Here is a 16,887-nt window from a genome sequence, read left to right on the forward strand (position 1 = left end):
CAAGTTTTCCTGGTGCTGTTGGCGCAATGGAACCACACCGATTCCATCCCGAACTCGGTGGTGAAACGTTGCTGCGGCGAAGATACTTGGCGGGTTGCTGCCTGGGACAATAGCAAGGTGCCAGGGTTTTATTTCAAAACAAAAATCCTCCTTTCATCCAGAAAGGGGGTTTTTTGTTTTAAGGCTATTTTTGGAGTATCGGGCTGAATTTAGCTATTTTAGGGCTTGCTGAAAAAGAGCGAAAAGGCGACAGCTTTTGAAAATCTCCGAGAGAAGTTATTAGCTTGCTTGTTTGATTAGAAAAACTTATCACCAAATAAACGGGAGAGCCGGATTTTTGACAAGAGCGATCGCACTCTCTCCACAAATGCGATCGCTCTTCAAAACAGGATTTGGCTTTTATGAAGTTACGAACCTTTTGCGTAATGATTCGGCACGTCGTTTGGCTATTTGATTGTTGGGTTCGATTTTCAAGACATCTTCATAAGCTTGTAATGCTGGGGCTGTTAATTTCTTTTTTTCGTAAGCATGACCTAGATTATTAATTGCTGTGACATACTGGGGATTGAGCTTCAATGCTTCTTTGTATTGCCTAATTGCTAAGTCGTATTGTTCTTGAGCGAAGTAGGAAAAACCTAAGCCGTTGTAAATTAAGGCTGTGTTTTCTGATTCTTCATTCTCTGCTTCTTTGAGTGCTTTTTGAAATACGGAAACAGATTGGGCAAAGAGTTTTTTATCTAGATAAATGCTCCCCAGTTCGTAATATTCTTGGGCTGTACCTTTTTCGTTTTTCAGCTTGTTTTGTAAGCGGGAAAGTGAGGTTTCTACTTTGCGAGTTTTGAAGATTTGGCGCAAAATAGCAAAGGCGGTTCCAGAGAGCAATACTAGTAATATTGAGAGATAAACAACTGGTAGGTAAGTTTGCATATTTTTAGTTAAATCAGGTTTCAATCTTTATTTGTTTACTTTATCCCAAGGTAGTCCCCAAGAGGTAGCTAGTTGAGGCAACCAACCTTGTTTTTTTCCGCGATCGATCGCTTCATTCACAACTCGCCGTAAGTCATCGTACTGAATTCCTTTGGGCATGACTACTGCTAGGGGTTCTGCGGACAGTAGGGTGGGCAAGAGACGGTATTCGGGGTATTTTTGTACCCAACCAGTGAGAACGCTAACGTCAGCGGCAAAGGCAACTGCACCGTTTGATTCTAATAACGATCGCCCTTCTTGATAAGAGTCCACACCAACTAACTGAGCTTTGGGTAAGATAAATCTGAGTTTGGCGATCGTACTTGAACCTTTGAGAATGGCAATTTTTTGTTGGGTTAAGTCGCCTAATCTCTGCACATTAGGTTCTTTGGTGACTAGGGCAATCCCATCCATGTAGTAGGGTATGCTAAACCTGACTACACGCTGGCGTGCAGCTGTTGCTGTGACTCTGGCGATCGTTAAATCAACTTGTCCTTCTAAGACTACTCTGAGACGATCGCGATTTGTCACTGGCACAAATTTAATTGCTTCCGAATTGCCTAATATTTCTTGTGCTAATCGCTTTGCCAGATCGATTTCTAATCCTTGCAAATTTCCTGCCGCATCCCGAAAACTTAGCGGTCTTAAGTTATCTTTGACAGCAACTATTAAATAGCCTCGTTGCTGAATTTCTTTAAGTTCTGCGGCATTAACCACGAAGGCAAATTGCCATAAATAAAATGAAAAAATTAAGCAGCGGATGAGCAGTGATGTAACTGATTTTGACTCTGTTTTTTTTCCAGAATTTCTCTCAGTTACATCTGCTAAATTATCCGTTGCCAACTTCATCATTTAGCTTTTTTTGCTACTTCTACAACTTTGCCGAAACTTTCTGGATCTAGGACGGCTAATTGAGCTAACATTTTCCGATTCAGTTCAATGTTGGCTTTTTTCATGCTGCCTAAAAGTTGACTGTAACTAATTCCGTGTTGATGAGCAGCAGCGTTGATCCGGGTAATCCAAAGGCGACGGAAATCACGTTTGCGTTTTTTGCGATCGCGATAGGAATTCCGCAACGCTTTCATTACTTGTTGATTAGCTGTGCGGAATAATTTCGAGTGAGAACCGCGAAAACCTTTTGCTAGTTTGAGAATTTTTTTGCGACGTTGGCGAGCAACGTTACCGCGCTTTACTCTGGTCATGGTTGGCTGTTAATTGTGATTTGTTCTTGATTTTTTGGCTGAAATGTGCTATTTGGTTGGCTGAATAGTTCATGGTCACGATCCATGAACCATGACCAACTTACTTACAAATAGGGCAGCATGAGACGCACGTTACCTTCGTCACGCTCGTCTACTATTGTCAGGCGGGATAAATCGCGCTTGCGCTTGGTACTCTTGTGCTGTAACAAGTGGTTTTTGAAAGCTCGACGACGGACAATCTTGCCACTTCCCGTTGTTCTGAAGCGTTTTGCCGCAGATCTGCGAGTTTTTACTTTTGGCATGGGTTGATAAAAGTTTTACTTAATCGACACAATCTACAATTTTACCACTGCTTTGGCTATTCCGCCAATAAGAAGGTGGGGGGTGGGGAGATGGGGAGGTGGGGGGAGATTTGGAGTAAGCTTTTACGCATTTAAAAGTCATATTGTAGGGTGCGTCAGATTTAGATATTTTCCTTTCTACATAGGCTTTACCGTCTGACGCACCCTACTCGTTAATAAGTGATTTAAATGCGTAACAGCTTATTATTTTTTCTATTTATATCATATTAGAAGAGAAAAGGGTTTTTATATTTAGTTTTCTATCTGTTTTCAATTGCTCAATCATTTGATGGTGAGACTTAAGTTTTGCAGAGCTTGTAAAAGGTTTTCGGCTTTGGTTGTCCAGCCTACTATACCGCCTTGGGAGTGAATCATTTCTATTGTTGCTTGTTTAAATTCGGGAAAGTAACTTTCTGTAGCATTTTCGATTAATAAACATTCAAATCCGCGATCGTTTGCTTCGCGCATAGTTGTTTGCACACAAACTTCTGTGGTGACTCCGGTAAAAATTAAATGAGTGATTTTCTGTTCGCTTAATTTATCCTGTAAATTTGTCTTGTAAAAAGCACCTTTTCCGGGTTTATTGATGATGATTTCTCCTGGTAATGGTGCTAATTCTGGAATAATAGCATTTCCAGGTTCACCTAATACTAAAATTCTGCCTAGTGGGCCGATATCTCCAATTTTTAATTTACAGTTTCCGCGGTTAATTTTTGTGGGTGGACAGTCGGAAAGGTCTGATTGATGACCTTCAATTGTATAAATAATTGGTAAGTGAAGTTGACGGAAGGTTTGTAATAATTTCTGTAAGACTGGTACGATCGATCGCAATCTGCTAACATCATTTCCTAAAGCGGCTCCAAAGCCTCCTGGCTCCAAAAAATCGCGCTGCATATCTATAATTATCAGCGCCACATTCGGCAAATTGAGCAATTCATAATTATAAGGTTGTGCAGGAATAGAAACCATAAAATATGGAAAATATACTTCTAGCTGTTAATGGTACATTAATGCGAGGTTTAGAACTAAATTCTCACCTTTTAGCTGTGGGAGCTACTTTTGTTAAAGAAGCTTTTACAGAGCCAAATTATCGACTTTGGTCAATTGACGATCGCTATCCTGCCATGATTCGAGTTAATAGTGGGGGAAGTGCGATCGCTCTGGAAGTTTGGGCAGTTCCTAGTACAGGAATTACCACGATTTTATTACAAGAACCTCCTGGTTTGTGCATTGGTAAAGTGCGTCTTAGCGACGGAGAAGAACTTTTAGGAGTTTTAGGAGAACCTGTAATTTGCGAAGGTCAGCGTGAAATTACTATTTGGGGAAGTTGGCGAACTTATATTGGCAATATTAATCAAGATAAAACGTAATTCTTTAGAAAAATGTATAATAAATAACAAATTCCCGATCTGGGCAATGGTTCAATCTATTTGCATACTCAATAGGGCAAAGTATTTACATTAGTCCGATCGCGGAAGTCAAAATCTAAAATCTAAAATCTAAAATCTAAAATAGCATGACCAACCAACGTCTTTTGTACTTAAATCGGCGGAAAGTTATCCGGGGAATTTTAGCAACTACCGCGTTTGGAGTGACATCAAAACTGTGGACTGGATGTACGCCAACAGCAGAACAAAATACTACAAATTCACCTAATAACACGGGTGCTACTTCTGCCAATAGTGGCAATAAACCAATCACGATCGGGTTTATTTATGTTGGCCCAAAAGATGATTTTGGGTACAACCAAGCGCACGCGGAAGGAAAAGAAGGAGTTGCTAAAGCAGCGGGGGTAAAAACTGTGGAAGAAGCGAATGTACCCGAAACCACAGCAGTTCAAGAATCGATGAGAAACATGATAAATCAGGATGGAGTAAGCGTCCTGTTTCCTACTTCTTTCGGTTACTTCGATCCGCATATTATTAAAGTTGCTCAAGAGTATCCTGAAGTGCAATTTTTCCACTGTGGTGGACTTTATCAAGAAGGCAAACATCCGAAAAATATTGGCAGCTACTTTGGTTATATTGATGAAGCTCAATATATAGCAGGTATTGTTGCTGCTCACACATCTAAAACTGGAAAATTAGGATTTGTTGCAGCAAAACCGATTCCTCAGTTACTCAGAAATGTTAATAGTTTTACTTTGGGTGCAAGGAGCATTAAACCAAATATTACTACACAAATTATTTTCACTGGCGATTGGTCTTTACCTGTAAAAGAAGCTGAAGCTACTAATAGTATGATTGACCAAGGTGTAGATGTAGTTACCTGCCATGTAGATAGTCCAAAAGTAATCATGCAAACGGCGGAAAAACGGGGAATTTTTTGTTGTGGATATCATGCTAATCAAGCTAAATTAGCACCTAAAGGTTATCTAACAGGTGCAGAATGGGATTGGACTAGTGTTTATAGTAAATATGCTCAAATGATTGGTGAAGGGAAAACTTTGATGAATGGAGGAATTCCTCATTTAGTACGCGGTGGATTAAAAGATGGTTTTTGTAAATTATCTGATTATGGCTCAGCGGTGAGTGAAGCAGCGAAAAAAGATGCGGAAGCAGCAAGAGCTAAGTTTATGGATGGCAGTATGGTAATCTACTCAGGAGAATTGAAAGATAACACGGGTAAAGTAATTTTGGCTTCTGGTAAACAATATCAGCAGCAGGATGTGGAATTAGAAAGAATGAATTGGTTAGTAGATGGTGTGATTGGTAGTATTACAACTTAAAAATTTTTACCAATTGGGTAGGAGGAAAGCGGGTGTTACTACAAAATTGGCAGGTAAAATTAGAAAAGATTTGTATTCCCTTAGCGGCACTAATTTTTTCTTTGTTAATCTTTGGCATATTTTGTGCGGCAGTGGGAGCAAATCCTTTTGAAGTTTATGGTTCAATTTATAAAGCAGCTTTTGGAAGTTGGTTTTCTTTTCAAAATACTCTAATTAGAGCCGCACCTTTGATGTTAAGTTCGCTTTGTACGGCTTTACCTGCTCAGTTAGGATTAATAGTTATTGGGAATGAAGGAGCAATTGTAATTGGGGGATTGGCAGCTGTAGCAATGGGATTAGCGATCGCAACTTTCCCACCTTTCGCCGTTCAATCAGCAATGGCGATCGCTAGTATAATTGCTGGTGGTTTATGGATTATGGCTGTCGGTGCTTTACGCTATTATCGGGGAGTTAATGAAACAATTAGCAGCTTGTTATTGAATTATATTGCGATCGCACTGCTCAATCAATTAGTCGGTGGGCCAATGCGCGATCCCACTAGTTTAAATAAACCTTCAACTTACCCGATTTTAGACGTTAATATGTTGGGAAATCTCCCCGGAACGCGCATTCATTACGGCTTAATTTACGGAATCATTGCTTGCTTAATTGCTTATTTTCTCATTCAAAAAACTACTTTTGGTTTTGCAGTTCGCACAGTTGGCGGAAACATTCGCGCCGCTAAAATTGCGGGATTACCTGTAGGAAAACTCACTTTAATTATCTGTTTTTTAGCAGGTTCTTGTGCAGGTTTAGCGGGAATGGCAGAAGTTGCTGCCGTGCATGGTCGGGCTAATGAATCGTTAAATTCAAATTACGGTTATAGTGGGATTTTAGTGGCATTTATCGCCAGACATAACCCGCTTGCAGCAGTTTTAGTTTCAATTTTACTCGGAGGAATTCTCGCCAGTGGCGGGATTTTGCAAAGGGCGCATGAATTACCAGATGCGACGGTTTTAGTATTTCAAGGAATTGTATTTTTAGTGATTTTATACAGCGAATCACTTTACGGACGCTTGCCATTTTTTAAACCAAGTTTACGCCAACAACCAAGCACAAATCTCACAACCCAAGCGTAATCAAAAATCAATTCAATCGCAAATTCAAAATCGAAAATCTAAAATCAGAACATGGCAACAGAAACTATTGGATGGTGGGGAGTTCCCCTCGCAATTATCGCCGGAACAATTCGTGGTAGCGCCCCGTTTCTTTTTGTAAGTTTGGGCGAATGTTTAACGGAAAAAAGCGGCAGAATTAACTTGGGTTTAGAAGGAACTTTGCTGTTAGGTGCAATGACTGCTTATGCCACATCTTACCTAACTGGATCGCCTTGGTTAGGGGTTTTAATGGCTGGTGTGGCGGGAATGTTTTTGGGTTTGATTCATGCTTTATTAGTGCAACAACCCAAAGTAAATGATATCGCAGTTGGGATTGCGATGATTATTTTTGGGAGTGGAATTGCCTTTTTCTTTGGTAAACCTTTCATTCAACCAGTAGCGCCGCGATTACCTGCTATAGAATTGGGAAATTGGAGCGATATTCCTTCAGTAAAAGCAGCTTTGCAAATTAGTCCTTTGTTTATTTTAGGATTAGCGATCGCACCCTTAATGCACTGGTTTTTCCGTTCCACTCGCTGGGGTTTATTTATTCGCGCCGTTGGTGATAGTCCCGAAGCTGCTAAAGCAATGGGAATTTCGGTAAATAAAGTGAGAATGTTGGCAATTATTGCTGGTAGTTTTCTCGCTGGACTTGGTGGCGCTTACCTGTCTCTTTATTATCCTGGTAGTTGGACAGAAAGGATTTCTAGCGGTCAGGGATTAATGGCTGTGGCTTTAGTGATTTTTGCGCGTTGGAATCCGATACAGTGTTTATATGCAGCTTTGTTGTTTGGTGGAGCACAAGCGATCGGTCCGGCTTTACAATCAGTAGGGGTGACAGGTTATTATTACTTGTTTAATGCTTCCCCATACATTTTGACTTTGCTAATTATGATTATTACCTGTTCTCCGAAGCGTACTCTTAGAGGTGTCCCAGGAGCACTAACGACTCAATAATTAGTTAAAGCCCTAAATGATTTTGAACCGCAGAGACGCAGAGAACGCAGAGAGAGAAGCGGGAGGAATTTTTGCTTCATTGACGATTGTTGTAGTTATTTCTGCTATCTGCACTAGTAAGTTAAATTAAGTGGGTAATCGAGGAAAATGAGCGAACAAAATGGAAGTATTAGTACATTATCAATAGATATTGGTGGTAGTGGGATTAAAGCGATGGTGTTGAATGCGGAGGGTACGCCAATAACGGAACGCTATCGTGTGCAGACACCACAGCCAGCAAAACCTGATATGGTAATTGATGCGATCGCTCAATTAGCCGCAAGTAAAGGTAATTTCGATCGGTTATCTGTAGGTTTTCCCGGAGTTGTGCGAAAAGGTGTAATTGGTACTGCTGCTAATCTTGACTCAAGTTGGATTAATTTTGATTTAGCAAAGACTCTAGAGGAGAAACTGGCAAAACCTGTGCGTGTCGCTAACGATGCAGATATTCAAGGTTTAGGGGCAATTTCTGGTCAAGGAGTGGAATTAGTCATTACTTTAGGAACAGGTTTTGGTTCCGCCTTGTTTTTAGATGGGAAACTAGTGCCAAATTTGGAACTCGGACATCATTGTTTTCGGAAAAATCAAACTTACGAACAACAATTAGGGCGTGCTACTTTAAATAAAATTGGCAAGAAAAAATGGAATAGTCGCTTAGAAAAAGCGATCGCTTCCTTAGAAAACGCTTTTAATTACGACTATCTTTATATTGGTGGTGGCAACACCGATAAAATTACCTTTGAACTACCACCAAATGTGAAAATTGTTCCCAATGTTTCTGGGATATTAGGCGGAATTGCCCTTTGGAAATAACCCAGGTTTAGGCTAAAAAATTAACGCCGGGAACGCCTTTTTCCCTGCTTACTGTTGGCAATTGCTTTGCGCTTGCGTTTCTCTAGCGGGGTTTCAAAGTGACGATTCTTTTTCATATCAGGAAAAATCCCAGCTTGAGAAACTTTGCGCTTGAAGCGACGTAATCCTGACTCAATCCCTTCGTTTTCGCCAATAATTACTTGCGCCATTCGATCTCCTTATTAACTAACTGAACGCACTAAAAAACCATAATCAAAAAGGGTAGGTAAAACCACCTACCCTCAAGATGAAAAAATGAAAATCTTAAGCGCAGGGTTTAGTAACGACGGCCACCGCCGCCACCACCGCGATTTCCCCAATTGCCGCCACCGCCACCGCTTCTAGCACCGCGTTCTTCGCGGGGTCTGGCTTTGTTAACCTTAAGATCGCGGCCCATCCATTCGGCTCCATCTAAGGCTTCGATCGCAGCAGTTTCCTCTGCCTCTGTACCCATTTCCACAAAGCCAAATCCGCGGACGCGGCCTGTTTCTCTGTCTGTTGGCAATTGAACGCGCTTAACTGTACCGTATTCTTGAAATACGTGAGTCAAGTCATCCTGCGTAACTTCGTAGGATAGATTGCCGACATAAATTGACATAACTCAGATTCTCCAGAATCAAAAAGTGAAGAGAGTTAGATTCGGAGAGACGCTTATAAACAAAACGAATGACCCAACCGAAAATAATCCTTATCTATAGAGTAGCACAGTCTTAGGGAAAATACGGAACTTCAACTGAACTTAAAAATATGAAATTTTCACCTCAGATGAGCAAGTTAACACTCTAAAAATCTGAGGTGTGCATTTTGCCTTAAGCCTGGGTTTGTTCGGTTACGGTTTCGGGTGGGAGGATCACTTTTCGGGCTAATCCTAGCAGTTGTAAAAGTTGAATTGCCCACCAAGTCATATCAATTTCCCACCATTTCCAGCCAGCTTTGGCGACATTGGGGTAAGCGTGATGGTTGTTATGCCAACCTTCGCCGTAGGTGAGGATGGCTGCCCACCAAAGGTTTCCAGAGGTGTCGTTCGAGTCAAAGGTGCGATATCCTCCCTGATGAGTAGCAGAGTTAATTAACCAAGTGCTATGCCAGAGCAAGACAGCACGGAGAAACATTCCGTAAATCACGAACGACCAACCACCAAGAATATATAGCAAAATTCCTAAAGGAATCTGAAGTAGTAGAAAATAATTATTTAACCAGCGATAAAAAGGATCGCGCACTAAATCGGGTGCAAACTGTTTATATTGTTCGTAGTCAAAAAATTCTTTACGTGGGTAAAATAACCATAGCATATGGCTCCACCAGAACCCACGACGAGCGGAATAAGGGTCTTTGTCCACATCTTCGGTGTGCAAGTGATGCAATCGATGTCCGGCTACCCAAAAGATTGGCCCGCCTTGCAATGCTAGAGCGCCAACGATCGCGATCGCATATTCTACAGGCTTAGGAACTTGCAAGCTGCGGTGAGTTAACAGGCGGTGATAGCCCAAGCAAATGCCAATACTACCAAACAGCCAGTGGAGAAAGATTGCTACACCTAAAGCCGACCAGGAGAAGAACCAAGGAGCGGAAAGAGCGATCGCATGAAACACTCCAAAAAACACCACACTTGTCCAATTTAATTTTAAAGGCTGCTCATTCTCTAAAGCAGTTTTTATCGAATCCGAAGTCATAAATGTCCTTTTTTAACAGAACAAACTTGAACCAGTGTCCTACCAGACACAACTGGTTCGCTCAACCCCATGTACACTAACAAAAACTTAAATTTGCTAAGAAAGTAGTTACAGTAGGAGCAGAGAATGCAAGTGATACTTACAGTGATTAGCCTACCAACGATTTGTAATTTTTGCAAGTGATACTTACATTTTGCTCATGGCCGTTCAACGAAATTCCACCCGACAACGTTTAGTTTATGCAGCACTGGAGTTATTTGCTGTTCAGGGTGTAACAGAGACTACAACTAAGCAGATTGCCGAATTAGCGGAGGTGAATGAAGTTACCTTATTTCGTCAGTTTGGCAATAAACATGGTTTATTATTGGCAGTAATTGAAGAGACTCCGATATTTACTAATTTGGGTCAAAATCTAGTGCAACAGGCGAGTCAGACTAGTAGCATTTACCAAGCACTCAAGGATTATGCCACGGCTTGTTTGCAAGCATTGGAGGGCATTCCAGAGGTAGTGCGATCGGTAGTGGGCGAATCGGGACAGTACCCGGCGGAAAATCGAGCCGCATTAGGTCAAGGATTTACCAAGGCAAATCGTTATGTTGCCGAATATTTTGCCACTGTAATTCAGAGTGGGCAATTGCAAACTCATTTACCAGCAGAGAAACTGGCGAGTTTGCTCAATGGAATGTTATTAGGATATGCGGTAATTGAGTTTACTAGCGAATTCCATAAACTTTGGCAAAATCGAGAAGATTTCTTAGAGAATTTGGTAACACTATTTTTGCATGGCGCAGTCTCACAAGTACCACAATCATCGATCGTTTCTGTGGAGAAAGTTGCTGATTTACCTGCTTCTTTAGTACATTCAATTATGCAACGTGCCAAGAAAGTAGGGTTACAGGATTATGCGTTAATGTATGTATTGTTTGGTGCCGGATTGAGTACAACAGAAGTGGTGAGGTTAGAGCGATCGCACTACATCCAAGATACTAACCAACAACTCTTACAAATCACCCAAGAAAACATTCGCCAAGTTCCCCTCAACCAATCAATTATGGGTAAACGCTACGGTTCTTATCAGCGAAATCCCCTAACCCAGTGGTTGAAAAGTCGCAAAGATCGCCAATCAGCCTTGTTTCTCGACGAAAACGGCAATCCATTCCCGGAAAAAGAGTTACGCCAGAAATGGCAAGCATTAACCGCAGACTTACTCACTCCAGAAGGACAACCTCCCAAAATTGAGCAAGCCCAACAAACCTGGTGTGTAGATATGCTCACCAGAGGAATAGATTTGCCGAATTTATCCATCCTTACAGGTTGGGATACAACCAAATTACAGCCTTATGTTCATAGAGCTAAGGAAAAAGCTGCCTTAGAACAAGCCACTCTTCTGGATCAAAAGATCTAAAACTATGTCAATTCATTAAGATTAGTAACAACTTTGTACCTAAAATTACAAGTGATGATTAATGCTCAAGAAAAAATGGGTAATAAAAAATTATAGAGTGCATTAGCGAATGCAGGAAGCCAATATTATGTCCCCTGAATCTCCTGAACAAGAAGTGATCTTAATCATTGATGATAGCCCTACTAATTTAGTATTGCTTTCTGAAGTATTACAAGAATCTGGATTTACTGTTTGGATCGCCAGAGATGGTGAAACAGCTATTAGTAAAGTAACAGAAGAATTACCAGATCTAATTTTATTAGATGTACTCATGCCTGGACTTGACGGATTTGAGATTTGCCAAAGACTCAAATCTAACCCGGTAACAAATGAAGTACCAGTGATTTTTATGACTGCACTTTCTGACCCTGTAGATAAAGTTAAAGGTATGAATTTAGGGGCGGTAGATTATATTACTAAACCCTTCCGTCAAGAAGAAGTATTAGCAAGGGTGAAAATCCATTTAAAAATTCGCAAATTAACCAAATCATTAGCCAAGCAAAATCAATTGCTTAAACAAGAAATCCAAGAACGAATTGCCGCAGAAGCTAGCTTACAAAAGCTGACAGAAGAGTTAGAAAAAAGGGTAGAAGAACGCACTTCGGAACTAACTCAAGCAATGTATGATTTGCAAAAAGCCCAAGTGCAACTAGTCCAAAAAGAAAAAATGTCTACCTTGGGGCAATTAGTTGCTGGGGTGGCGCATGAAATTAATAACCCGATTAACTTTATTGCTGCTAATTTGAATCATGCCGAGCAATACATCCAAGATTTACTAGCACACTTAAAAGTTTATCAAAGAAAATTTCCGATTCCCGGTACAGAAATTGAAAATCATGCCGAAGAAATTGATTTAGATTTTTTGTTGGAAGACTTACCAAGTTTGGTAACTTCAATGCAAACTGGAACTGAGAGAATTAATCAAATTAGTGTTTCTTTAAGGATTTTTTCGCGGTCAGATACTACGGCAAAAGTAGCAGTGAATATTCATGAAGGAATTGATAGTACCTTAATGATTTTGAAGCATCGGATTAAAGCTAATGAAAATCGTCCGGCGATCGAAATCCAAAAGGAATATGGAGAATTACCCTTAATAGAATGCTATGCTGGACAATTGAATCAGGTGTTTATGAATCTGCTTTCTAATGCCATTGATGCCTTTGATGAGTATAGTCAAGCTTACTCATACGCCGAATTAGAACAAAATCCCAATCGGATTATTATCAGCACCGAGGTTAATGCAAAAGAACAGCAAATCCTGATTCGGATTCATGATAATGGCCCCGGAATATTACCAGAAGCAGAAAATCATCTTTTTGAGCCTTTATTTACTACTAAACCTTTGGGCAAAGGTACAGGTTTAGGATTATCTATTAGCCATCAAATTGTAGTAGAAAAACATGGAGGTCAGTTAACTTGTAATTCTGTACCTGGGAAAGGAGTAGAATTTGTAATTGCTTTGCCATTGCCCTAATTTACTGAGGAAAAAGTGGTTTTTGATACTAATGGTGCAGTCATAATCCTGTAGATTTTAATAAGTGACTAAATAACGGGAAAGATGGGAATTGTTGTAGATTCTGAACCATATCCTTTTCCTTTTAATGGGGATTTACGGAGAGAAAATACAGTTTTGCTAGTAATTGATATGCAAACGGATTTCTGTGGGATTGGTGGCTATGTGGATAAAATGGGTTATGATTTGTCTTTAACTAGAGCGCCGATCGCACCAATTAAGAAAGTTTTAGAAGTACTTCGCACCAAGAATTTTCCCATCATGCACACTCGCGAAGGACATCGGGTTGATTTATCTGATTTGCCAGAAAATAAGCGATGGCGGAGTCGTCAAATTAATGCAGGAATAGGCGATCCTGGCCCTTGCGGTAAAATATTAATTAGAGGTGAACCGGGATGGGAAATTATTCCCGAACTTGCACCTTTAGCGGGAGAAACTGTTATTGATAAACCGGGAAAAGGCAGTTTTTATGCCACAGATTTAGATTTATTGCTACGAAAAAAAGGGATTCAAAATATTGTTTTAAGCGGAATTACTACTGATGTTTGCGTGCATACTACAATGCGGGAAGCGAACGATCGCGGATATGAATGCTTGCTTTTATCTGATTGTACTGGAGCCACCGACTACGGTAATTATTTAGCGGCGTTAAAAATGATTACCATGCAGGGTGGTGTGTTTGGTACGATCGCTAACTCGGAAGCATTCCTGAAAGTGATTCAGGAAAACTTTTAAGCGATTTCAGTAATTTTGGCGTTGCTAAGTGAATAACGATCGGTTATGTAATCACCCAAATAGGTGAATCTACAGTAGGAGGTTTATTTCTAACATCAGTTTTAAATTAAAAATTAGGAGGTTGAATGTGAGTCAACAAATTACCTGAGTAGCAAACTTCAGGGAAAAAGAAAAAAATGATTAAGAAATCGCTAGATTCAAAAATCGTGACTGAAACAGGGGATGATTTGCAGTTACAAAGGGTTTTAGCAGAAAGAGATTTGCAATATCAAGATGCTACCCCGGAAGAAGTTTTAGATTTATTAGCAGAAGCAGTAGAGTCTTACTCTTTTTTAGCGGCTGAACTTTCGCCACAATTGAAACAGATTGCTAGGGAAGAAATTAAGTTTTTTCTCTCTGTTTATGAAGCAAGCATTCTGAGATCGCCATCTCAAAGAACTATTAGTTTTTTGTTTTACCGGGCTTGCAAAATTACTAATGAGATCTTATTAGGAAATTAGCAGTTTTTTCCGGGGAAATTTTGCTTAACAGATACCAGATGCGACAATACCGATCGGTTAAAGGTAGGGGCGTTCGCGTAGCGTACCCTATTGTCTCTGGCTGTTCTTTTCTCATCCAATAGGAGGATGCTGGGAAAAATTAACCAAGTTGGGTGATCCAAATGGATGAAGTGAAGTTGTTGGCTGAGATGTTAGAAAGAATATAGACAAAGAAAGGCTAAAGCTGTTTAAAGGCAAAAGGAAGTTGAAATACTTTTCTTTTGCCTGTTTATTTTCTCATACTTTGGTTAACTAGTTTCTAAATGTAATATATTTACACATATAGCAACCAACCCGATACTACTCGGTTAAAGATTTTATTTCAGCTGTAAATCAACTAGAAATCATCGATAAAGAAATAACTGACTGAGGAAATTTACTCATTAAAGCGGGTAAAATTGGGCAAGGTGGTTGATCTTGTAAATTTTCCGGTTTACTCCAAATAAAAGGCGCTTTTTGGGCAGCAGACATCCATAATAATCGTTTTGCTCTTGTCATTGCTACATATAAAAGTCGGAATTCTTCAGCTGTTTTTAAATAACCAGCTTGTTCCCAAGCATCGGTGATTTCTGGTAATTCTGCTTCTGGATTATGTAAGCTGGCGCGAATTTGGGCACGGGCGACTTCTGCTAGAGTAAAGTTGCCTAAAAATTGGGCTGGGGTGGGTACTCGCAAATTTCCGGGAATCATATTTGCGTGTAAAAATGGGAGAAAAACATAATCCCAATCTAACCCTTTTGCTTTGTGCATGGTGATAATTGTTAATCTTCCCGGTTGAGTATATTGGCTTTCGTTTGCTTCGGTATCTACTGGTTCAAATCTCTCGGAAGTGACAATTTCACTTAAAGCATTGAGGATGTTATTAATGGAAAGAGAACCGGAAATTTGTCTGGCTATTCTTTCGGCTAATTTGTCAGCAGTGGCTAGTTCTGTTTGGTCATAATTTAATGCTAATGCCAAAAAAGTAATCAATTGATAAATGGGTAATTCTAATCTAGCGCGGAGTAATTTACGACAAAAACTACTAGCTTTTATGACATCTTCTGACTGGGGAGGATCGAGAGGACTGGGATAGAGAAATTGTTCTGGTAAACTAGCGAGGGCGTTCAAATCTTGGGGGGGAATTAATTGTCTGATTACTAATACTTCTAAAGCGGATTTTAAGTAGTCGGGTGAGTGGGGACGATCGAGAAATTGCAACAAAGACAAAACTTCAGCAGGAACGTGAGAATGGCGATCGCGTTCTGCAACTTCATAAATTTCGATTTGACTGCCAAATTCCTGCTTTAATTGTTGATGAATAAATCGACCTTGATCGTTAGTTCTTACTAACACCGCTGCTGACCTTCGTTCTTGCGGAAATTCGGCAAAAAGTTCAATAGTTCTTTGACCAATTAACTTAACACTTTGATAAATATCTTTCGGAAGGTAAATTTCTAAACCTCGACCAACTGAAGTCGGATTAGCATCAGGTTGCGGATCGTTTATATCTACAGGTAAAATCATTTGGGGGCGAAAAGGTTGTTCCGTTCCCGCTAATTTGGAATTATTTACCCAACTTAAAACAAAGTTAGCTGCATTAATAATTACCTGACTACTGCGACCCGCCCGATCCATTGTTGCTAATAAATTTTGGGTTTCACAGTCATTGCAAAAACGGCGAAAATAAATCGGATCGGCGGGGGTAAAAGTAGAGTTAATTGCTTGATTTGGGTCGCCAACTCTGACTAAATTTGGTGGTGCTTCGGGACGATCGGGATCTGTCGAAAGAATTTCTAAAAGTTTAGTTTGTAAAGGCGAAGAATCTTGGGCTTCATCTTCAAAAACTGCAAATACTTGACTTTGTAAAGTTCGTCTGGCGCTGGGATTTTCCAAAACTCGTAAAGCTGATAAAATCATTTCATCGTAATCGATAAAATCACGAGATTTGAGTAATTCTTGGTAATTTTGATAAAGTCCAGCTGCGATCGCTAAAATTCCATATCCATCAGTTGATTGTTCGCTGATTTTCCAGAGATGTTCCGGTAAATAACCAGAACTTTTCGCCTCATGAATTACAATTCTTGCCAAATCAGGTAAAACTTCCGTTCTTAGCACCGATTGACGGCGTAATCTTTCTGTTTCTTCGCCATCAAATTGTATACCTTCGAGTAAAAGTTGAAATCTTCGCGGATAATCAATAATCCATTTTTCCACAGCGGCGCGAATTAAACGATGGCTTTGATTAGCATTAACTACGGTGAGATTATCTAAATTCAACCCAGACAAATCTGGATAACGAGTAGCAATATTTAAGGCTAAACCATGTAAAGTTTGAACAAAAAAACCTGTTTGCGGTAAAGATAATTGTTCCCGTAAATAGACGCGGATTTTCGCTTTAATATTAGCCGCTGCGGAACGGGTGAAAGTAACAACTATTAATTGCTTGCGGTTGTGGAGTTGGTGACGGGCGATCGCGATCGCAGCTGCACCCGCCATCCCCGTCGATTTTCCCGCACCGGGAACCGCTGACACCGCCAAAGGGCCAGATTGCCAATCTGCCATTTGTCTTTGTCCCGATCGCAAGCTATTTCTAATCTTTTGTAGTGCTGGTTCGATATTAAAATTCATTCAGGCAAAATTATTAATAAACGCTAAATTTCTGTATCTAATAGTTGAAGTCCTTTGTTATTGGACTATTACAGAAAATTTTAGTCTAATTATCGCCAAATAAGTAGGTTTTTACTGCTCTATAGCTCATCAATTTTGGACAAAACGAAATT

18 protein-coding genes and 1 rRNA gene are annotated in these 16,887 nt (G+C 40.1%); 10 read left to right on the plus strand and 9 right to left on the minus strand.

The window, feature by feature from the left end; translation table 11 throughout:
- Window positions 1–8: 8 nt before the first annotated feature.
- Window positions 9–126 (plus strand): 5S ribosomal RNA (gene rrf / locus ACE1B6_RS21140).
- Window positions 127–399: 273 nt separating this feature from the next.
- On the opposite strand, the gene ACE1B6_RS21145 is transcribed toward rrf, so the two are convergent.
- The 5 genes from ACE1B6_RS21145 to ACE1B6_RS21165 all read right to left on the minus strand — a co-directional run bounded on the left by ACE1B6_RS21145 (window position 400) and on the right by ACE1B6_RS21165 (window position 3,478).
- Complete coding sequence (locus ACE1B6_RS21145) at window positions 400–927, minus strand: tetratricopeptide repeat protein (RefSeq protein WP_413259248.1); 528 nt, start codon at window positions 925–927, stop codon at window positions 400–402.
- Between the two features lie 27 nt (window positions 928–954).
- A complete protein-coding gene (locus tag ACE1B6_RS21150; RefSeq protein ID WP_459563077.1) occupies window positions 955–1,815 on the minus strand; it encodes a transporter substrate-binding domain-containing protein in 861 nt (286 codons plus the stop codon).
- Window positions 1,815–2,168, minus strand: a complete 354-nt coding sequence (gene rplT, locus ACE1B6_RS21155) for a 50S ribosomal protein L20 (protein WP_413259250.1) — start codon at window positions 2,166–2,168, stop codon at window positions 1,815–1,817. Before rplT ends, ACE1B6_RS21150 begins: the two co-directional genes overlap by 1 nt.
- A gap of 104 nt (window positions 2,169–2,272) precedes the next feature.
- On the minus strand, window positions 2,273–2,470 hold the full coding sequence (gene rpmI, locus ACE1B6_RS21160) for a 50S ribosomal protein L35 (protein WP_413259251.1): 198 nt from the start codon (window positions 2,468–2,470) through the stop codon (window positions 2,273–2,275).
- 321 nt (window positions 2,471–2,791) lie between these two features.
- Window positions 2,792–3,478 (minus strand): cysteine hydrolase family protein, encoded by a 687-nt coding sequence (locus tag ACE1B6_RS21165; protein ID WP_413259252.1) that lies wholly within the window; start codon window positions 3,476–3,478, stop codon window positions 2,792–2,794.
- 5 nt (window positions 3,479–3,483) lie between these two features.
- Here ACE1B6_RS21165 and ACE1B6_RS21170 point away from each other — a divergent pair, with 5 nt between their 5' ends.
- From ACE1B6_RS21170 to ACE1B6_RS21190, 5 genes are all read left to right on the plus strand, one after another.
- Window positions 3,484–3,879 (plus strand): allophanate hydrolase-related protein, encoded by a 396-nt coding sequence (locus tag ACE1B6_RS21170; protein WP_413259253.1) that lies wholly within the window; start codon window positions 3,484–3,486, stop codon window positions 3,877–3,879.
- Window positions 3,880–4,025: 146 nt separating this feature from the next.
- Window positions 4,026–5,237: a BMP family ABC transporter substrate-binding protein gene (locus tag ACE1B6_RS21175; RefSeq protein WP_413259254.1), complete on the plus strand. Its 1,212-nt coding sequence runs from the start codon at window positions 4,026–4,028 to the stop codon at window positions 5,235–5,237.
- 32 nt (window positions 5,238–5,269) lie between these two features.
- Window positions 5,270–6,355, plus strand: a complete 1,086-nt coding sequence (locus ACE1B6_RS21180) for an ABC transporter permease (RefSeq protein WP_413259255.1) — start codon at window positions 5,270–5,272, stop codon at window positions 6,353–6,355.
- Window positions 6,356–6,406: 51 nt separating this feature from the next.
- Window positions 6,407–7,330: an ABC transporter permease gene (locus ACE1B6_RS21185; RefSeq protein ID WP_413259256.1), complete on the plus strand. Its 924-nt coding sequence runs from the start codon at window positions 6,407–6,409 to the stop codon at window positions 7,328–7,330.
- A gap of 147 nt (window positions 7,331–7,477) precedes the next feature.
- Window positions 7,478–8,182: an ROK family protein gene (locus ACE1B6_RS21190; protein ID WP_413259257.1), complete on the plus strand. Its 705-nt coding sequence runs from the start codon at window positions 7,478–7,480 to the stop codon at window positions 8,180–8,182.
- A gap of 20 nt (window positions 8,183–8,202) precedes the next feature.
- Here the strand turns inward: ACE1B6_RS21190 and rpsU are convergent, their stop codons facing one another.
- The 3 genes from rpsU to ACE1B6_RS21205 all read right to left on the minus strand — a co-directional run bounded on the left by rpsU (window position 8,203) and on the right by ACE1B6_RS21205 (window position 9,894).
- Window positions 8,203–8,391: a 30S ribosomal protein S21 gene (gene rpsU, locus ACE1B6_RS21195; RefSeq protein ID WP_073594016.1), complete on the minus strand. Its 189-nt coding sequence runs from the start codon at window positions 8,389–8,391 to the stop codon at window positions 8,203–8,205.
- A gap of 107 nt (window positions 8,392–8,498) precedes the next feature.
- Window positions 8,499–8,819: an RNA recognition motif domain-containing protein gene (locus ACE1B6_RS21200; protein WP_413259258.1), complete on the minus strand. Its 321-nt coding sequence runs from the start codon at window positions 8,817–8,819 to the stop codon at window positions 8,499–8,501.
- 211 nt (window positions 8,820–9,030) lie between these two features.
- A complete protein-coding gene (locus ACE1B6_RS21205; protein WP_413259259.1) occupies window positions 9,031–9,894 on the minus strand; it encodes an acyl-CoA desaturase in 864 nt (287 codons plus the stop codon).
- Between the two features lie 199 nt (window positions 9,895–10,093).
- Here ACE1B6_RS21205 and ACE1B6_RS21210 point away from each other — a divergent pair, with 199 nt between their 5' ends.
- The 4 genes from ACE1B6_RS21210 (at window position 10,094) to ACE1B6_RS21225 (ending at window position 14,086) form a co-directional block, all read left to right on the plus strand.
- Window positions 10,094–11,299 (plus strand): TetR family transcriptional regulator, encoded by a 1,206-nt coding sequence (locus ACE1B6_RS21210; RefSeq protein WP_413259260.1) that lies wholly within the window; start codon window positions 10,094–10,096, stop codon window positions 11,297–11,299.
- Between the two features lie 109 nt (window positions 11,300–11,408).
- Window positions 11,409–12,812 (plus strand): hybrid sensor histidine kinase/response regulator, encoded by a 1,404-nt coding sequence (locus ACE1B6_RS21215; protein WP_459563075.1) that lies wholly within the window; start codon window positions 11,409–11,411, stop codon window positions 12,810–12,812.
- A gap of 84 nt (window positions 12,813–12,896) precedes the next feature.
- Entirely contained in the window at window positions 12,897–13,586 is a 690-nt protein-coding gene (gene biuH / locus ACE1B6_RS21220) for a biuret amidohydrolase (RefSeq protein WP_413259261.1), read from the plus strand.
- A gap of 206 nt (window positions 13,587–13,792) precedes the next feature.
- Window positions 13,793–14,086, plus strand: a complete 294-nt coding sequence (locus ACE1B6_RS21225) for a hypothetical protein (protein ID WP_413259262.1) — start codon at window positions 13,793–13,795, stop codon at window positions 14,084–14,086.
- Between the two features lie 372 nt (window positions 14,087–14,458).
- On the opposite strand, the gene ACE1B6_RS21230 is transcribed toward ACE1B6_RS21225, so the two are convergent.
- The gene (locus tag ACE1B6_RS21230) at window positions 14,459–16,735 is read right to left on the minus strand and encodes an ATP-dependent helicase (protein WP_413259263.1); all 2,277 of its coding nucleotides are present in this window, start codon (window positions 16,733–16,735) and stop codon (window positions 14,459–14,461) included.
- Window positions 16,736–16,887 lie beyond the last annotated feature (152 nt).

The organism is Floridaenema fluviatile BLCC-F154, from assembly GCF_041929135.1.
Taxonomy (GTDB): domain Bacteria; phylum Cyanobacteriota; class Cyanobacteriia; order Cyanobacteriales; family Aerosakkonemataceae; genus Floridanema; species Floridanema fluviatile.